At 60.7% G+C, this 14,343-nt stretch carries 14 protein-coding genes; 3 read left to right on the top strand and 11 right to left on the bottom strand.

Annotated elements, in window-relative coordinates; translation table 11 throughout:
* Positions 1–25 precede the first annotated feature (25 nt).
* From GGQ85_RS00800 to coaD, 4 genes are all read right to left on the bottom strand, one after another.
* The gene (locus GGQ85_RS00800; RefSeq protein ID WP_079446961.1) at positions 26–487 is read right to left on the bottom strand and encodes a peptidylprolyl isomerase; all 462 of its coding nucleotides are present in this window, start codon (positions 485–487) and stop codon (positions 26–28) included.
* Positions 463–834, bottom strand: a complete 372-nt coding sequence (gene tolA / locus GGQ85_RS00795) for a cell envelope integrity protein TolA (protein WP_309772784.1) — start codon at positions 832–834, stop codon at positions 463–465. The genes GGQ85_RS00800 and tolA overlap by 25 nt, the downstream gene beginning before the upstream one ends.
* A 66-nt stretch (positions 835–900) precedes the next feature.
* The gene (locus GGQ85_RS00790) at positions 901–1,461 is read right to left on the bottom strand and encodes a peptidylprolyl isomerase (protein WP_079446963.1); all 561 of its coding nucleotides are present in this window, start codon (positions 1,459–1,461) and stop codon (positions 901–903) included.
* Between the two features lie 32 nt (positions 1,462–1,493).
* Positions 1,494–1,991: a pantetheine-phosphate adenylyltransferase gene (gene coaD, locus GGQ85_RS00785; RefSeq protein WP_309772782.1), complete on the bottom strand. Its 498-nt coding sequence runs from the start codon at positions 1,989–1,991 to the stop codon at positions 1,494–1,496.
* 323 nt (positions 1,992–2,314) lie between these two features.
* Between coaD and GGQ85_RS00780 the strand changes: the two genes are divergently transcribed.
* Positions 2,315–2,569, top strand: coding sequence for a hypothetical protein (locus GGQ85_RS00780; RefSeq protein ID WP_309772780.1), 255 nt, complete (start codon positions 2,315–2,317; stop codon positions 2,567–2,569).
* A 92-nt stretch (positions 2,570–2,661) separates the two neighbouring features.
* Here GGQ85_RS00780 and gyrA read toward each other — a convergent pair whose 3' ends face one another.
* The 7 genes from gyrA to GGQ85_RS00745 form a co-directional block, all read right to left on the bottom strand.
* The gene (gene gyrA / locus GGQ85_RS00775; RefSeq protein ID WP_309772777.1) at positions 2,662–5,403 is read right to left on the bottom strand and encodes a DNA gyrase subunit A; all 2,742 of its coding nucleotides are present in this window, start codon (positions 5,401–5,403) and stop codon (positions 2,662–2,664) included.
* Between the two features lie 353 nt (positions 5,404–5,756).
* Positions 5,757–6,494 carry an SMC-Scp complex subunit ScpB gene (gene scpB, locus GGQ85_RS00770; protein WP_309772775.1) on the bottom strand — a complete coding sequence of 246 codons (738 nt, stop codon included), beginning with the start codon at positions 6,492–6,494 and terminating at the stop codon, positions 5,757–5,759.
* Between the two features lie 19 nt (positions 6,495–6,513).
* Positions 6,514–7,350 (bottom strand): segregation and condensation protein A, encoded by an 837-nt coding sequence (locus tag GGQ85_RS00765; RefSeq protein WP_309772773.1) that lies wholly within the window; start codon positions 7,348–7,350, stop codon positions 6,514–6,516.
* Positions 7,347–8,372: a beta-N-acetylhexosaminidase gene (gene nagZ / locus GGQ85_RS00760; protein ID WP_309772771.1), complete on the bottom strand. Its 1,026-nt coding sequence runs from the start codon at positions 8,370–8,372 to the stop codon at positions 7,347–7,349. Before nagZ ends, GGQ85_RS00765 begins: the two co-directional genes overlap by 4 nt.
* Before the next feature lie 47 nt (positions 8,373–8,419).
* Positions 8,420–9,832 carry an SPOR domain-containing protein gene (locus tag GGQ85_RS00755; protein ID WP_309772769.1) on the bottom strand — a complete coding sequence of 471 codons (1,413 nt, stop codon included), beginning with the start codon at positions 9,830–9,832 and terminating at the stop codon, positions 8,420–8,422.
* A 101-nt stretch (positions 9,833–9,933) separates the two neighbouring features.
* The gene (argS, locus tag GGQ85_RS00750; protein WP_309772767.1) at positions 9,934–11,727 is read right to left on the bottom strand and encodes an arginine--tRNA ligase; all 1,794 of its coding nucleotides are present in this window, start codon (positions 11,725–11,727) and stop codon (positions 9,934–9,936) included.
* Positions 11,728–11,765: 38 nt separating this feature from the next.
* Positions 11,766–12,980 carry a deoxyguanosinetriphosphate triphosphohydrolase gene (locus tag GGQ85_RS00745; RefSeq protein WP_309772765.1) on the bottom strand — a complete coding sequence of 405 codons (1,215 nt, stop codon included), beginning with the start codon at positions 12,978–12,980 and terminating at the stop codon, positions 11,766–11,768.
* Positions 12,981–13,090: 110 nt separating this feature from the next.
* On the opposite strand from GGQ85_RS00745, the gene erpA reads away from it, so the two are divergent.
* Complete coding sequence (erpA, locus tag GGQ85_RS00740; RefSeq protein WP_309772763.1) at positions 13,091–13,423, top strand: iron-sulfur cluster insertion protein ErpA; 333 nt, start codon at positions 13,091–13,093, stop codon at positions 13,421–13,423.
* A gap of 100 nt (positions 13,424–13,523) precedes the next feature.
* Positions 13,524–14,324, top strand: a complete 801-nt coding sequence (gene xth, locus GGQ85_RS00735; RefSeq protein ID WP_309772761.1) for an exodeoxyribonuclease III — start codon at positions 13,524–13,526, stop codon at positions 14,322–14,324.
* Positions 14,325–14,343 lie beyond the last annotated feature (19 nt).

The following is a 14,343-nucleotide window of genomic DNA, read 5'->3' as shown; positions in this document are numbered from 1 at the left end:
CGGTCTGAAGAGTCGGAATATCGCCTCAAGCGTCGGCCGCTATCCTGGCTTTCACGATCTTGTCGGGATTTTGCACTGGCTCACCGCGCTTGATCTTGTCGACGTTCTCCATACCTTCGATCACTTTGCCCCAGACGGTATATTGTCCGTTCAGGAAAGACGCATCGTCGAAGCAGATGAAGAACTGACTGTCACCCGAATCCGGACTTTGCGCTCGCGCCATGGATGCGGTGCCACGCACATGGGGCTCCCTGTTGAACTCAGCCTTCAGTTTTTGGCCTGAGCCGCCCATACCTGTGCCTTGCGGGCATCCGGTCTGCGCCATGAAGCCATCAATAACGCGATGGAATACGATACCATCGTAGAACCCTTCACGAACCAGCTCCTTGATCCGCGCAACATGACCGGGAGCGAGATCGGGACGCATTTCGATAGTCACGGGTCCCTGCGTGGTTTCGAGGATCAAAGTGTTTTCGTTTTCAGCCATGCTCTCTTCTCTTCTCTTGCTTTGGGAGGGGTTCGTCGATCGTCAAATCGGATGGTCAGGGGACGGCCCGCAATCGCTTCGCCCATGCCTGAGGTAAATGGCATCGGTGCGCAGCGTTGTAATGCTTCCATCACGGCCGTCCGGTAGAGGATACGCTCTCCGTCCGTTGCGTCGTGCCTCTCGTAAGTAATCCGCGGCCGACCCAACAAGCTGCCGTCCCGCCTGAATGTGAACTGCACGGTGATCTCCATGCCGGCACTGTCGCGCGGCAAAGCGGGCGGCTGCCAGCATCCCTTCAAGCGCGCGGACATGGCGGCCAGATTCGCCACGCCGCCGTCCTGCGCCATCGTATCTGGTGATACGCCGACGATGCAGATCGCAACCATTACGGTTAGCCAGCGCACGGGCTGCGCTCACTTGATATCGGAGGCAACCTGAACCTTCAGCATCTTGTCCGGATCGGTGACGGTGCCGCTTCGCGACCCGGCGGGTGCCTTTTTCAACTTGTCCACCACATCCATGCCGGAGACGACATCGCCGACCACGGTATATTTGTTGTTGAGGAAGGACGCGTCGTCAAAGCAGATGAAGAACTGCGAATTCGCCGAGTCATTACTTCCCGCGCGCGCCATGCCGACCACGCCGCGCTTGAACGGAACGGTAGAGAACTCGGCCTGGAGGTTCGGATACTTCGAGCCGCCGGTACCGTTGAAATTTTTGCCGTCGCCGGTCTGCGCCATGAAGCCGTCCATGACGCGATGGAATGGAACGTTATTGTAGAAGCCATCACGAGCAAGCTGCTTGATGCGCTCGGCATGTTTGGGCGCGATGTCGGTCCGCAGCTTGATGACAATCTGGCCTTTCGTGGTGTCGATCACGATGGCGTTCTGCTTGTCGAGACTGGTCGGCAATGGCTGCGCAAGGGCGGGGACCACGAACATCAGCGCGGCAACGAGGCCAAGGATTCTAATCATGATAACTCCGGATCAGAGGAAGATCGGTTCATTCAACCGGCGAATTTGGTCTTGAGCTTCGAGGCGACCAGTTGCGGAACGAAAGCTGAGACATCGCCGCCCATCGTTGCGATCTGGCGCACCAGTGTGGCGGTGATCGGGCGGACGCCGGGCGAAGCCGGAACGAACACCGTATGCACGTCGGGGGCCATAGTCTCGTTCATGCCGGCGATCTGCATTTCATAGTCGAGATCGGTGCCATCGCGCAGGCCCCGAACCAGAATCGTGGCACCGGCCTTATGCGCGGCTACGACTGTGAGGTCGTCGTAAGTCGCGCAATCGAAGGCGCAGCCCGCTTCAACCGCGATCGGTTCGAACACCGAGCGTGCCATCGAAAGACGCTCTTCTGCCGAAAACAGCGGCGTCTTGCCGGGGTGAACGCCGACAGCCACGATCAGCCGGTCACATAGGACGACGGCGTGTCTGACGACGTCGAGATGGCCGTTGGTAACGGGATCGAACGATCCCGGATAGAGCGCGACGCGTGGCATCACCCCCTCTAGCGCGCCTGTTCAGGGGCCGCAAGCAGCCCAGGTTCCACAATATTCGAGGCTTCCGTCGATATTTATTTCTTGGCGCCGATCGAACCGCTGCGGGGGTGTACGCGTCTTATCGTACGTCGGGGGGACAACTGAAATCATTACAGATTTCAGGATTCTGTTTCGTCCGAAAGACCAGGTGAAACAATTCTTCGTATGATGAAACCGCTTTTCATGGCTGGCGAAGATATCGCGAAACCAGGGCCGGTTATCAATCCGCCCAACAAAACGGGCCGCCAAAACAAACGGACAGGCTCAAATCACAGGGGACCGTCATGATCAAAGCTCTTTCCGCAGTCGCGGTCGCGGCGTTCATCGCAGCCGCCCTCACCATTCTTCCCGGTTTCGCTCCCCAGGTTTCCGCCAGCACGCCCGTTCCGCTCGCCAAAGCGGACCGGCTGGACATCCACCCGGTTGGAACGACCTGCTCACAGCGAGCCTGGCCGAATTTCGAAACGTCCTGCCTTCGCGCCGCCGGCTCCAAAACGGTAGTTCGTGAAGCTCGGCTCGTCACGCCAGAGCATCGCTGATCCGGATTTAATTCCGTTCCTTGATCGCTTAAGGAGGGGCCGCCCGCATGACGTGAGCGGCCTTTGCATTTGGCGCAAAGGGACGAAGCCCGCTATCCGCCGTTGCCGTTTTCGCCATCCTCGCGGATATGTTCGACCGACACCACATGCTCATCATCCGCCGTATTGAACACGCGAACGCCCTTGGAAGCGCGGCTGGTGATACGGATGCCTTCCACCGGCACTCGGATCAATTGCCCGCCATCACTCACCAGCATGATCTGATCCGACATTTCGACCGGGAATCCCGCCACGAGATGGCCGATCTCGCCGAGTTTGGTCGGATCGGTCGCGCGGATACCCTTGCCGCCACGTCCTGAAACCCTGAATTCAAACGACGACGATCGCTTGCCATAACCCTGCGCGGTGACAGTGAGCACAAACTGCTCGGCAGCGCCCATCTCCACATAGCGCCCTTCGGGCAGCGAGAGATCGGTATGTGCGGCCTCGTCAGCCTCGGGCGTCGCCTCCTCGGGCTCGATATCCTCGCCGGTTGCAGCGCGGCGGATCGCGCCGGACTGTTTGAGGTACGCGGCGCGTTCGGCCGGCGTGGCGTCGAAGTGATGCAGTATCGACAGTGAGATAACCCGGTCGCCCTTAGCCAGCGCGATGCCGCGCACGCCCATCGATGTCCGGCCCGAGAACACGCGAACGTCGGTGACCGGAAACCGAATGCACTGACCGCCTGCGGCGGTCAGCAGCACATCGTCGCGCTCGGTGCATATCTGGACGTCGACGATCGACTCGCCCTCACCAAGCTTCATCGCGATAATGCCGGAGCGCCGGACATCGACGAAATCGGAGAGCTTGTTGCGGCGGACCGTTCCGCTGGTGGTCGCGAACATCACATCCAGGTCGGCCCACGACGATTCATCTTCAGGAAGCGGCATGATGGTGGTGATGCGCTCACCCTGTTCGAGCGGCAGGATGTTGATCATCGCCTTGCCGCGCGCATTCGGGGCCGCCATCGGCAGCCGCCAGACCTTTTCCTTGTAGACCTGTCCGCGCGACGAAAAGAACAGCACCGGTGTATGGGTCGATGCCACGAACAAACGGCTGACGAAATCCTCATCCCTCGTCTGCATTCCGGAGCGGCCCTTCCCGCCCCGCTTTTGAGCGCGATAGGCCGATAGCGGCACCCGCTTGACATAACCCGCGTGCGAGACGGTCACGACCATGTCCTCGCGCTGGATCAGGTCCTCGTCTTCGACCTCACCTTCCTGTTCGACGATAATCGTCCTGCGCGGAGTGGCGAATTCGGACTTCACCGCGCCAAGCTCACTCTTGATGATGGCCTGTACGCGGGCGCGCGACCGCAGGATCTCCAGATAATCGGCAATCTCGATGGCGAGCTTGTCGAGCTCGTCAGAAATTTCCTCGCGGCCAAGCGCGGTCAGGCGTTGCAGGCGCAGATCGAGAATAGCCTTGGCCTGCTCCATCGACAGCCGCGCGGTGCCATCCGGCGACATGCGGTGGCGCGGATCGTCGATCAGCGTGATCATCGCCGCCACGTCCTTCGCCGGCCAGTCGCGCGACATCAGGGTATCACGTGCCGTGGTTGGATCGGGAGACTCCCGGATCACACGAATGATCTCGTCGATATTGGCGACGGCGATGGCCAGGCCAACCAGGATATGGGCGCGGTCGCGCGCCTTGTTGAGCAAGAATTTGGTTCGGCGGGTAACGACCTGTTCGCGGAACGCGATGAACAGCGTCAGCAGGTCTTTCAGATTCATGAGCTGCGGCCGACCCGCATCCAGCGCCACCATGTTGGCGCCGAAGTTGGTTTGCAGCGGCGTGAACCTGTAGAGCTGGTTGAGCACGACTTCCGGAACGGCGTCGCGCTTCAACTCGACGACGACGCGGAAACCCTCTCGATCGGATTCGTCACGCAAGTCCGAAATACCGTCGATCCTCTTCTCGCGCACCAGCTCGGCGATACGTTCGACCATACTGGCCTTGTTGACCTGATACGGGATCTCCGAAATCACGATCGCTTCGCGGTCCTTGCGGATCGTATCGATCGACACCTTGCCGCGCATCACGATCGAGCCGCGGCCGAGGTGATAAGCCGAGCGGATGCCTTGCCGCCCGAGGATAATGCCGCCGGTTGGAAAATCCGGGCCCGGAATGATGTTGATGAGGTCATCGATCCCCAGCGCGGGATTGTCGATCAGCGCCACGCAGGCATCGATGACTTCGCCGAGATTGTGCGGCGGGATGTTTGTAGCCATGCCGACGGCAATGCCGCCGGCGCCGTTGACCAAAAGGTTTGGAAACTTCGCCGGAAGGACCGAGGGTTCCTTCTCGCTGTTGTCGTAGTTGGGCTGGAAATCAACGGTGTCCTTGTCGATATCGTCGAGCAGCGATTGCGCGATCTTGGTAAGGCGGGATTCGGTGTAGCGCATGGCCGCCGCCATATCGCCGTCCACCGAGCCGAAATTGCCCTGCCCGTCGATCAGCGGCACGCGCATCGAGAAACCCTGCGCCATGCGCACCAGCGCGTCGTAGACCGACTGGTCGCCGTGAGGATGGTACTTACCGATGACGTCGCCAACGGTGCGCGCCGACTTGCGATAGGGCTTATTCCACTCGAAACCGTTCTCGTACATCGCGTAGAGAATTCGCCGGTGAACCGGCTTGAGACCGTCGCGCGCATCCGGCAGCGCCCGCGCCACGATTACGCTCATGGCGTAATCGAGATAGCTGCGTTTCATCTCATCGAGGATCGAAACGGGCCGAATACCCGAAGGCGCCGGCGGCTCCCCGGGTTTGGTGTCGTCGGTGTCTGACAAAGAAGGATTCCGGTCGGTTTTTACTTGGATTCATATAGCTTATCGAGTCTCGGAAGACCACCTTCGGCAGCCCCGCAAGGCGGTTTTTTCCCGTCGTTTTTTCAGACACTTATAGGCTATAACGGCAACCAGAATCAGATGGCGGAATGGTGGTCCTGACCACGCGCTGACGACCTGCGTGACGGTTATGGTGGTGAGGGTTCGGCCGGTGCGGGAGGCCCAGCAGGCAACGCAAGCGGCGGCGGAGCACGCGCGAAATATCGCGGCTAAAACGCGTCAGACCAAAAAAACATCGAACCCGCGACCGATCCCATCAGCAGCGGAGAGCCTCTAGCCCAAGCTAGGCTTAGACCCTACTGCGCCGAGCCGCCGCTGCTCGAACTATCGCTTTCAGGATCCAGAGGCGGAACTAGCGCCAGTTCGAGATCGCCCGCCTTAAGCGGCTCCTCATCGTCCCGCAAAGTCGGATCGTCGGAAGGTGTGGGAACACTGAACCCGCCCGGCAGACGAGAATCCAGCAGCCCCGTTCCCTTCAGTTCTTCCAGGCCCGGTAGGTCGCCGAGATTTTCGAGGCTGAACTGGGACAGGAACGTCTCTGTCGTTCCGAAGGTGAGCGGACGGCCCGGTGTCTTGCGGCGGCCGCGCGGCTTGATCCACCCGGTCTCCAGCAGCACGTCGAGCGTCCCCTTGGAGGTGACGACGCCGCGAATTTCCTCAATCTCCGCGCGTGTCACAGGCTGATGATAGGCAATGATCGCCAACACCTCGATCGCCGCGCGCGACAGACGCCGGGTTTCCGTGCTTTCCCGCGTCATCAGCCACGCCAGATCTCCCGCTGTACGGAAAGTCCACTTGTTGGCGATGCGCACCAGGTTGACGCCTCGCGAAGCGTAGTCCGCCTGCAACTGGGCAAGGGCCATTTTGATGTCGACGCCGTCGGGCATCCGCTTGGCCAGCGCGGCCTGATCCAGCGGCTCGGATGAAGCGAACAGCAACGCCTCCAGCAACCGCAATTCCTCGGGACGCGCTGCGGGCCGTTCCGACTCAAATTCCTCGAGCTGCTCCACGCGCATTTCCGCCAGGCTTGCCATGCTCGCTCTCCTTCTTCACTTACTGCGCCGAGGTGTCCGGCCCCGCCATCGGATCGGGTTCCGGCTGCCGCGCACGCTTGCGAAAATAAAGCGGCGCGAAGGCCTCTTTTTGATTCAGATCCATGACGCCCTCGCGCACCAATTCGAGCGCAGACGCAAAACTCGACGCGAACACGGTAGCCCGCTGCGACGGATCGACAACAAAGGTCATCAGATATTGGTCAAGGCATCCCCAATCCTCGCCGGAGAGACCGACCAGACGCTCAAGCGAGGCTCGTGCTTCGCTCAATGACCAGACCGTTCGCTTAGCCATATGAACGGTCGTCAATACACGCTGCTGCCGTTGCACGGCATAAGCGGAGAGCAGGTCGAACAGCGTCGCGGTGAATCTCGGATGGCGAATCTCAGCGATCGATTCCGGGTTGCCTCGCGGAAAGATGTCACGCCCCAACTGCTGACGATTCATCAGGCGGTTCGACGCCTCCCGGATGGCCTCAAGACGCCGCAGGCGATTGGCAAGCGCCGTCGCCATCTCCCCGGCGCTGGGCCCATCCGGCGTCGGGGGCTCCGGCAGCAGCAAGCGCGATTTCAGAAATGCTAGCCATGCCGCCATGACCAGATAGTCGGCGGCCAGTTCGAGACGAATCTTGCGGGCCGCCTCTATGAAAACGAGATACTGATCGGCAAGCGCCAGAATGGAAATTTTCGACAGGTCGACCTTTTGCTGGCGGGCAAGCGCCAGCAAAAGGTCAAGCGGGCCTTCATAACCCTCGACATCGACCACGAGCGCAACCTCGTCGATGACGACGGGCTCGGTGGGCCGACCTGTTTCAAACGACAGAATTTCCGCGCTCATGCGCTCGCTGCCCCCGCTGCCGTTAACGCGTCGAGTTCCGCCCGCGCCGCTTCGCGGTCGAACGGTTGCGGCGGCTTGCGCTTGGCCAGGGCTCGCCGGGCGCGGTCCAGCGCCAAACCCGATAGCTCCGGAGCTTCGCTGGCGACCTGCCGCATCTCATCCAGATTGCCATTGCAGTGCAGGACTATGTCGCAGCCAGCCGCAACGATTGCCCTCGTCCGCTGGGCGATCGATCCCGCCAACGCGTTCATGGACACGTCATCACTCATCAATAATCCCTGAAACCCGATGGTCCCGCGAATCACCTGTTCGATGATTGTCGCAGATGTCGTGGCCGGTTGGGTGGCATCAATTGCACTGAACACAACATGTGCGGTCATCGCCATCGGCAGGTCCGCGAGAGGACGAAATGCAGCGAAATCAAAGGCCTCCAGATCGTCCTTCAAGGTCTCTACAATCGGGAGCCGGTGATGGGTGTCAGCGGTCGCCCGACCGTGACCCGGAATGTGCTTGAGAACCGGCAGAACACCACCCTGCTCTAGTCCCTCAGTAACGGCCCGCGCGATCGTCGCAACCTTGTGAGGATCGGCGCCATAGGCGCGATCACCGATGACGGCATCCGCACCGGGTACAGGAACATCCGCCAGCGGCAGGCAGTCGACTGTGATGCCGAGATCGGCGAGATCGGCCGCGATCAGTTGTGCGCTGAGCCGTGCGGCCTTTAGCCCCGCGTCGCGGTCGCGGTCATAGAGGACGCCGAACGTCGCGCCTGCCGGATAGACGGGCCAGTGGGGCGGTCCCAACCGCTGCACGCGGCCGCCTTCCTGGTCTATCAGGACAGGAGCATCGCTATCCTCGACCGTTTCTCTAAACTCCTGAACCAAACGAGCGACTTGCAGGGGATTGTCTACATTCCTTTTGAACAGGATGAACCCCCACGGGCGCTGTTCGCGCAGGAATTCGCGCTCCTCCGTTGTCAGACTTAGGCCTGACGCTCCCGTGATGAATGCGCGCGAACTCATGGCAGCCGATTAGCCTTCATCGGCCGCGACGGTCAAGGAATCGGCCGTTAATTCCTTTGGACGACGCACTGTCCGCCGGCCGATTTGAGGCTTCCGCAGAAACGCGAGGCCTCCTCGGAGGAACCGAACGGACCGACCATCGCACGATAGTAGACACCCTTGGCGCCAAGGTCTGCGCGTTTGATTAAAGGAGCGCGCGATCCCAGCACCGGAAATTTACCCTGCAGGTGCCGGAACGACGCTCGCGCGTCCGCCTCGTTACGCTGAGAGGAAACCTGCACCAAATAACCCCCAGTACTGCCGACGATCGGCGCCTGCTGGGTCGGATTGGTCGAAGCTATTCGGGTGCGCGGTTCGGCAGCCTGTGGTGACACCGACTGAGGCGCATTTGCCCCGGATGCAGGACCCGTGGGAGTCGTATGCCGAGATTCGGAGGACTCAGGCCGCGCAACGGCCGCCGCCGTTAGATCGGCCGGATCACCACGGACCGTCAGGGTCCTGACCCTGTGTGGTTCATCGCCAGCAACTGTTCCGTTTGCCGCCGTCGCGGGAGGCTTGATGTTCGGAGCCACGCTTGCTGCGGACGGCGGATGGCCGTTCTGGTTCAACGGCGGGAATACAACACGCGGGCCGGCGTTAACGGCATCCTTAACGTTGACTGGCTGCTCTTCGCGAGACACCATCTGCTCGGTACCGTTCTCCGAGGACATTCGGTCCTGAAGCAACTTGCCAACGGCATCCCCGGAAGTGGCCTGCTGAGGCACAATCTTGTTCGGTTCGGTGTTGGCCCTTATGACCGGCGGCTCACCTTTCGGGGCATTTCCAACAAAGGTGCGATAAGCATACGCCGCACCAGTACCGACCACGGCGAGCACTAAAACCGCGACCACGGTTGCCATTTTGCCGCGACGCCCGGGCGCCGGATCAACTTCCTCATAACCGTTCTCGTAGCCGAATGGCGCTTCCGTATAGGTCTCGCGCGGAAACTGGCCTTCATACGCGTCGCGTGGAACATGATCCCCATACGCATACGCCGGCTGCTCGTCCGGCCGCCTCCCGTACAGCACGTCGTCATAACGGTCAGCCTGATAATATGACTCTGGCTCAGGCGGCTGATGCTGATTGTCGGGATAAACCGCCGCGCGCCGCAGAACCGGATGCGGCGGGGATTCGAACTGCTCCGGCGAAGGATCAGGTTGGGCCATTCGCCTCTGAATCCACTGCGGCGGACTGGCTGGAACCTCATCCTCTGCGGTGGGCTGCGGCTCAAAATGATCTACGGGATCATCCACCGGAGCCACCGGTGCTACTCGTTTGACATCGCCGAAGGGATCAGTCTGACCAATCAGACGCGCAAGTTCCGCAAGCGGATCCGGCTCGGGGGGAGTTGTCGCGCCCCGATCGTCGCGCCCGTAATCATCGTCCTCCGGGAAAGGTCTGTCCTGATATCGATGAGCCATTGTGATGTCGCGTCCCTTTCGGAAAGGCGCCAACTCGCTCGTTCTAAACGAAACAGCTGCCAATCAAGCCCATCACGATCCCCTTCATGATGGCTAAACCACTATCGCATCTCGGTCGGCGCGTGAACGCCGAGAACGGCAAGTCCGGATGCCAGAACAGCGACAACACCCTGAACCAGCGCCAACCGTGCCCTGGTTATTTGTGCATCATTATTGATAATGAAGCGTAAATGAGGCAAATCGCGCCCTTTCGTCCAAAGCGCGTGAAATTCACTTGCAAGATCATACAGGTAGAATGCGATCCGGTGCGGTTCGTGTGCCGCCGCCGCCGCTTCCACGGTTCGCGGATAAAGCGCCAGCCGCCGCAGCAATCCGAGTTCCGCCGGATCAGACAGCCGTTCCATGGCCGCCGCCCCGAGGAAATCCCTCCGCGCCGCATCTGTTTCAGGAAGGTCCGGGAACACTTCCCGCGCGTTGCGGAAGATCGAGAAGCCGCGAGCGTGGCCGTACTGTACGTAGAACACCGGGTTGTCCTTCGACTGCTCGATCACCTTGGCGAGGTCGAAATCCAGCACTGCATCGTTCTTGCGGAACAGCATCATGAAGCGCACGGCGTCGGAGCCGACTTCATCGACTACGTCGCGCAAAGTGACGAAATCGCCGGAGCGCTTTGACATTTTCACCGGCTCGCCGTTGCGCAACAGCTTGACGAGCTGCACGATCTTGACGTCGAGCGTCGCCTTGCCTGCGGTAACGGCTTTGATCGCTGCCTGAACGCGCTTGATGTAGCCGCCGTGATCGGCGCCCCAGACATCGACCATATTGAGGAAGCCGCGGTCGAATTTCGTCTTGTGATAGGCGATATCGGAGGCGAAGTAGGTGTAACCGCCATCCGATTTTTTCAGCGGGCGATCGACATCGTCGCCGTAGGCTGTGGCGCGGAACAGAGTCTGCTCGCGATCCTCATAGTCCTCTACCGGAGCACCCTTCGGCGGCGGCAATCGACCCTCATAGACGTCGCCCTTCTGTCGCAGAAAATCGATGGTGGCGGCGACTCGGTCCATACCGCCCTCAATCAGCGAGCGCTCCGAGAAGAACATCTCGTGCCGTATGTTCAGCGCGGCGAGATCGCCCTTGATCATGTCCATCATCATGGCGATCGCGATGGCGCGCACGATGGGAAGCCATTCGGCTTCCGGCGCCCTCAACAGCTTGCCGCCGTGCTCGTCGGCAAGCGCCTGCCCGACCGGCTTCAGATAGTCGCCGGGGTAAAGCCCTTCCGGAATTTCGCCGATGTTTTCGCCGAGTGCCTCGCGATAGCGCAGGAATGCCGAGCGCGCGAGCACGTCGACCTGCGCGCCCGCATCGTTGATGTAGTATTCGCGCGTGACGTCATAGCCGGCGAACGACAAAAGGCTTGCCAGCGCGTCGCCAAACACCGCACCGCGGCAATGTCCGACATGCATGGGGCCGGTTGGGTTGGCGGAAACGTATTCGACGTTGACCTTTTCACCTGCACCGGCCGCGCTACGGCCATAGCCCTCGCCTTCGCGCAGCAGGTCGCGCAGTACATTAGACCAGACTTGCAACTTTAAGGTCAGATTGATGAAACCGGGACCGGCGATCTCGGCGTTTTCGATCAAGTCATCGGCGCGCAGTTTCGTCACGATCCGTTCGGCAAGATCGCGCGGCTTGGCCTTGGCGTCCTTCGCCAGCACCATGGCAGCGTTGGTCGCCATGTCACCATGGGCGGCATCTTTCGGCGGCTCAACCACGATCCGCGACAGATCAAGCCCGGCCGGCAGCGCGCCGTCTTCCACGAGCGCGGCGCACGCCCTGTGCACGCGCGCAAGCACATCCGCGAAAAGATGCTGCGATGGACTGGAATTGGTCATGATTTCTGCGATTTGAGTGGAACTGGAATACGCGCCGCCTAACGCAATTCCGGAGTCGAGTCAAAAAGGCGCCTGTGCTCGTTGATAGCGAACCGGTCGGTCATCCCGGCGATGAAATTGCCGACCCTGCGCGCCTTTTCGGCATCGAATTCGCGGTTGTCGCCATCCTCCGGCAGCCATTCGGCAGGCAGCGCCGCCGGATCGTCGCGGTAGCGCACAAACAGGTCCCGAACAATGGTCTCGGCCTGATCCATCACCCGCACGACGCGGGGATGGCGATACATCCGTTGTTTGAGAAACGCCTTGATCCGAGTCTCGGCCTCCGCCGCCTCCGTCGGAAAGGCAAGCAGCGGCGCAGAGTGCCGCCGCACGTCATCGACCGACCGCGGCTGCGCAACGGCAAGCCGCGTGCCCGCCTCGGACAAAACGGCCATGATCAGATAGGAGATCAGCTCACGCACCAATTCGGCGCCGCGCCGGCCATGATCCAACGTCGGATGACGGCGTGTGATATCGGCGATTATTCCGTCAGTTAACGGCATTTCCTTCAGATCATCGACAGCGAACAAGCCGGCGCGCAAGCCATCGTCGATGTCATGGGTGTTATAGGCGATGTCGTCGGCAATGGCCGCAACCTGCGCCTCGAGCGAGGCGAAGCTCCATAGCTCCAGATCGCAGGTCCGGTTGAAATCGACGATACCCAGTGGAACGCCGCGACACTGATAACGTCCAATGGCGTTCCCCGCGGCATCCGTCAGCGGACCGTTGTGCTTGACGATCCCCTCTAGCGTTTCCCAGGTGAGGTTAAGGCCATCGAAATCCGGGTAGCGGTGTTCCAAAAGGGTTACGATCCGCAGCGTCTGCGCGTTGTGGTCGAAACCGCCATACGGACCGAGACAGAGGTCCAGCGCCCGTTCGCCGGCGTGGCCGAACGGCGGATGGCCGAGATCATGCGCCAGCGCCAGCGCTTCCGTCAGATCCTCATCGAGCCCGAGCTGCCGGGCCAGCGCGCGGGCGATCTGCGCCACCTCGAGGGTATGGGTGAGCCGGGTCCGGAAGTGATCGCCCTCATGATAGACGAACACCTGGGTCTTGTGTTTCAGCCGCCGGAACGCCGTCGAATGGATCACCCGGTCGCAATCTCGCCGGAACGCGCTGCGGGTCCGGCTCGGCGGCTCGTCATACAACCGACCGCGGCTGCGGTCGGGCTCGCTGGCAAAAGGCGCGCGGGGAGCTGCCATTCCGACTGCCACGCCAATTGCCCCCTTCCGATCGTTTGATTCTGTTGCCCGGGCACTTAACTATGGCTTGCGGGTAATTCAAAATATTGGACAATATCCGCCATCTCATACGGAGTCGCAGGATGACAGAAACCAACATCACCGTCAGCGAGCGCGCGGCGCGGCGGATCGGGGAAATCCTGAAATCCGAGGGTGACGGCGCCATGTTGCGCATCAGCGTCGAAGGCGGCGGCTGCTCGGGCTTTCAATACAAATTCGACATCGAACGGGCCAAAGCGGACGATGATCTGGTGATCGCGCGAGATTCCGCAGTGGTGCTCGTCGATCCAGCCTCCGTCCCGTTCCTGAGCGGGTCCGAAGTTGATTTCGTTGACGATCTTATCGGAGCGTCGTTCCGGGTGGTCAATCCGAACGCCACCGCGTCCTGCGGCTGCGGCACGAGCTTTTCGATCTAGGCTTTCATGTCATGCGCGGGATTGACCCGCTCCTCCGCCGAAAGAAGACCTTTGCGCGGGATTGCCCGATCATGTCGGTCATCGCACGCGGAACCGTCTCATGCGCATAGCCACCTGGAACGTCAATTCGGTCCGGCAGCGCCTGGATCACCTGCTCGCCTGGCTGCGGGAGACCGCGCCCGATGTCGCTTGTCTCCAGGAAATCAAATGCGTTGATGAACAATTCCCGCGCGAAGCCATTGAGGCGCTCGGCTACAATGTGGTGACGCACGGTCAGAAGACCTTTAATGGCGTGGCGCTGCTATCGAAGTTCCCGTTCGACGAAACTCGGCCTCGGCTAGCCGGCGATGACGACGACGTGCAGTCGCGATTCCTTGAAGGCGTTGTTTCACTCAAGCAAGGGGTCGTCCGGATCGCCTGTCTCTATTTGCCCAATGGAAATCCACCGAACACCGAGAAATATCCTTACAAACTCAGATGGATATCGCGACTTATTGAGTATTCAAAAGAGCGACTGAAAAGCGAAGAATCCTTCGTACTTGCGGGCGATTTTAACGTCATCCCTACAGCGGGTGACGTGTACAACCCTTCCGCATGGGTCGATGATGCCTTGTTTCGCCCGCAAACACGGCAAGCGTTTCAGACGTTGCTCGGGCTGGGCCTGACCGACGCGTTACGAGCGGTGTCGGATGCCGCGGGGGAATATACCTTCTGGGATTATCAGGCCGGCGCCTGGCAGAAGAACAACGGATTGCGGATCGATCATCTGCTGCTGTCGCCGCAAGCCAGTGACCGGCTCAGCGGAGTAGGAATCGATCGTCATGTCCGCGGCTGGGAGAAGGCGTCCGACCATGTTCCCGTCTGGATCGATCTGGATCTGATCCCCGCCGGACAGCCTTAGCGACGCAGTCTTTGTTTTC

It is taken from the genome of Nitrobacter vulgaris (assembly GCF_031453995.1).
In the GTDB taxonomy this organism is placed as follows: domain Bacteria; phylum Pseudomonadota; class Alphaproteobacteria; order Rhizobiales; family Xanthobacteraceae; genus Nitrobacter; species Nitrobacter vulgaris.
This window is presented reverse-complemented; position numbering and strand designations above follow the sequence as displayed.

Bases quoted from the DNA above. Each gene is read 5' to 3' on its own strand.
- GGQ85_RS00800 (WP_079446961.1), bottom strand. From the start codon at position 487: ATGGCTGAAAACGAAAACACTTTGATCCTCGAAACCACGCAGGGACCC.
- tolA (WP_309772784.1), bottom strand. From the start codon at position 834: ATGGCGCAGGACGGCGGCGTGGCGAATCTGGCCGCCATGTCCGCGCGC.
- GGQ85_RS00790 (WP_079446963.1), bottom strand. From the start codon at position 1,461: ATGATTAGAATCCTTGGCCTCGTTGCCGCGCTGATGTTCGTGGTCCCC.
- coaD (WP_309772782.1), bottom strand. From the start codon at position 1,991: ATGCCACGCGTCGCGCTCTATCCGGGATCGTTCGATCCCGTTACCAAC.
- GGQ85_RS00780 (WP_309772780.1), top strand. From the start codon at position 2,315: ATGATCAAAGCTCTTTCCGCAGTCGCGGTCGCGGCGTTCATCGCAGCC.
- scpB (WP_309772775.1), bottom strand. From the start codon at position 6,494: ATGGCAAGCCTGGCGGAAATGCGCGTGGAGCAGCTCGAGGAATTTGAG.
- GGQ85_RS00765 (WP_309772773.1), bottom strand. From the start codon at position 7,350: ATGAGCGCGGAAATTCTGTCGTTTGAAACAGGTCGGCCCACCGAGCCC.
- nagZ (WP_309772771.1), bottom strand. From the start codon at position 8,372: ATGAGTTCGCGCGCATTCATCACGGGAGCGTCAGGCCTAAGTCTGACA.
- GGQ85_RS00755 (WP_309772769.1), bottom strand. From the start codon at position 9,832: ATGGCTCATCGATATCAGGACAGACCTTTCCCGGAGGACGATGATTAC.
- argS (WP_309772767.1), bottom strand. From the start codon at position 11,727: ATGACCAATTCCAGTCCATCGCAGCATCTTTTCGCGGATGTGCTTGCG.
- erpA (WP_309772763.1), top strand. From the start codon at position 13,091: ATGACAGAAACCAACATCACCGTCAGCGAGCGCGCGGCGCGGCGGATC.
- xth (WP_309772761.1), top strand. From the start codon at position 13,524: ATGCGCATAGCCACCTGGAACGTCAATTCGGTCCGGCAGCGCCTGGAT.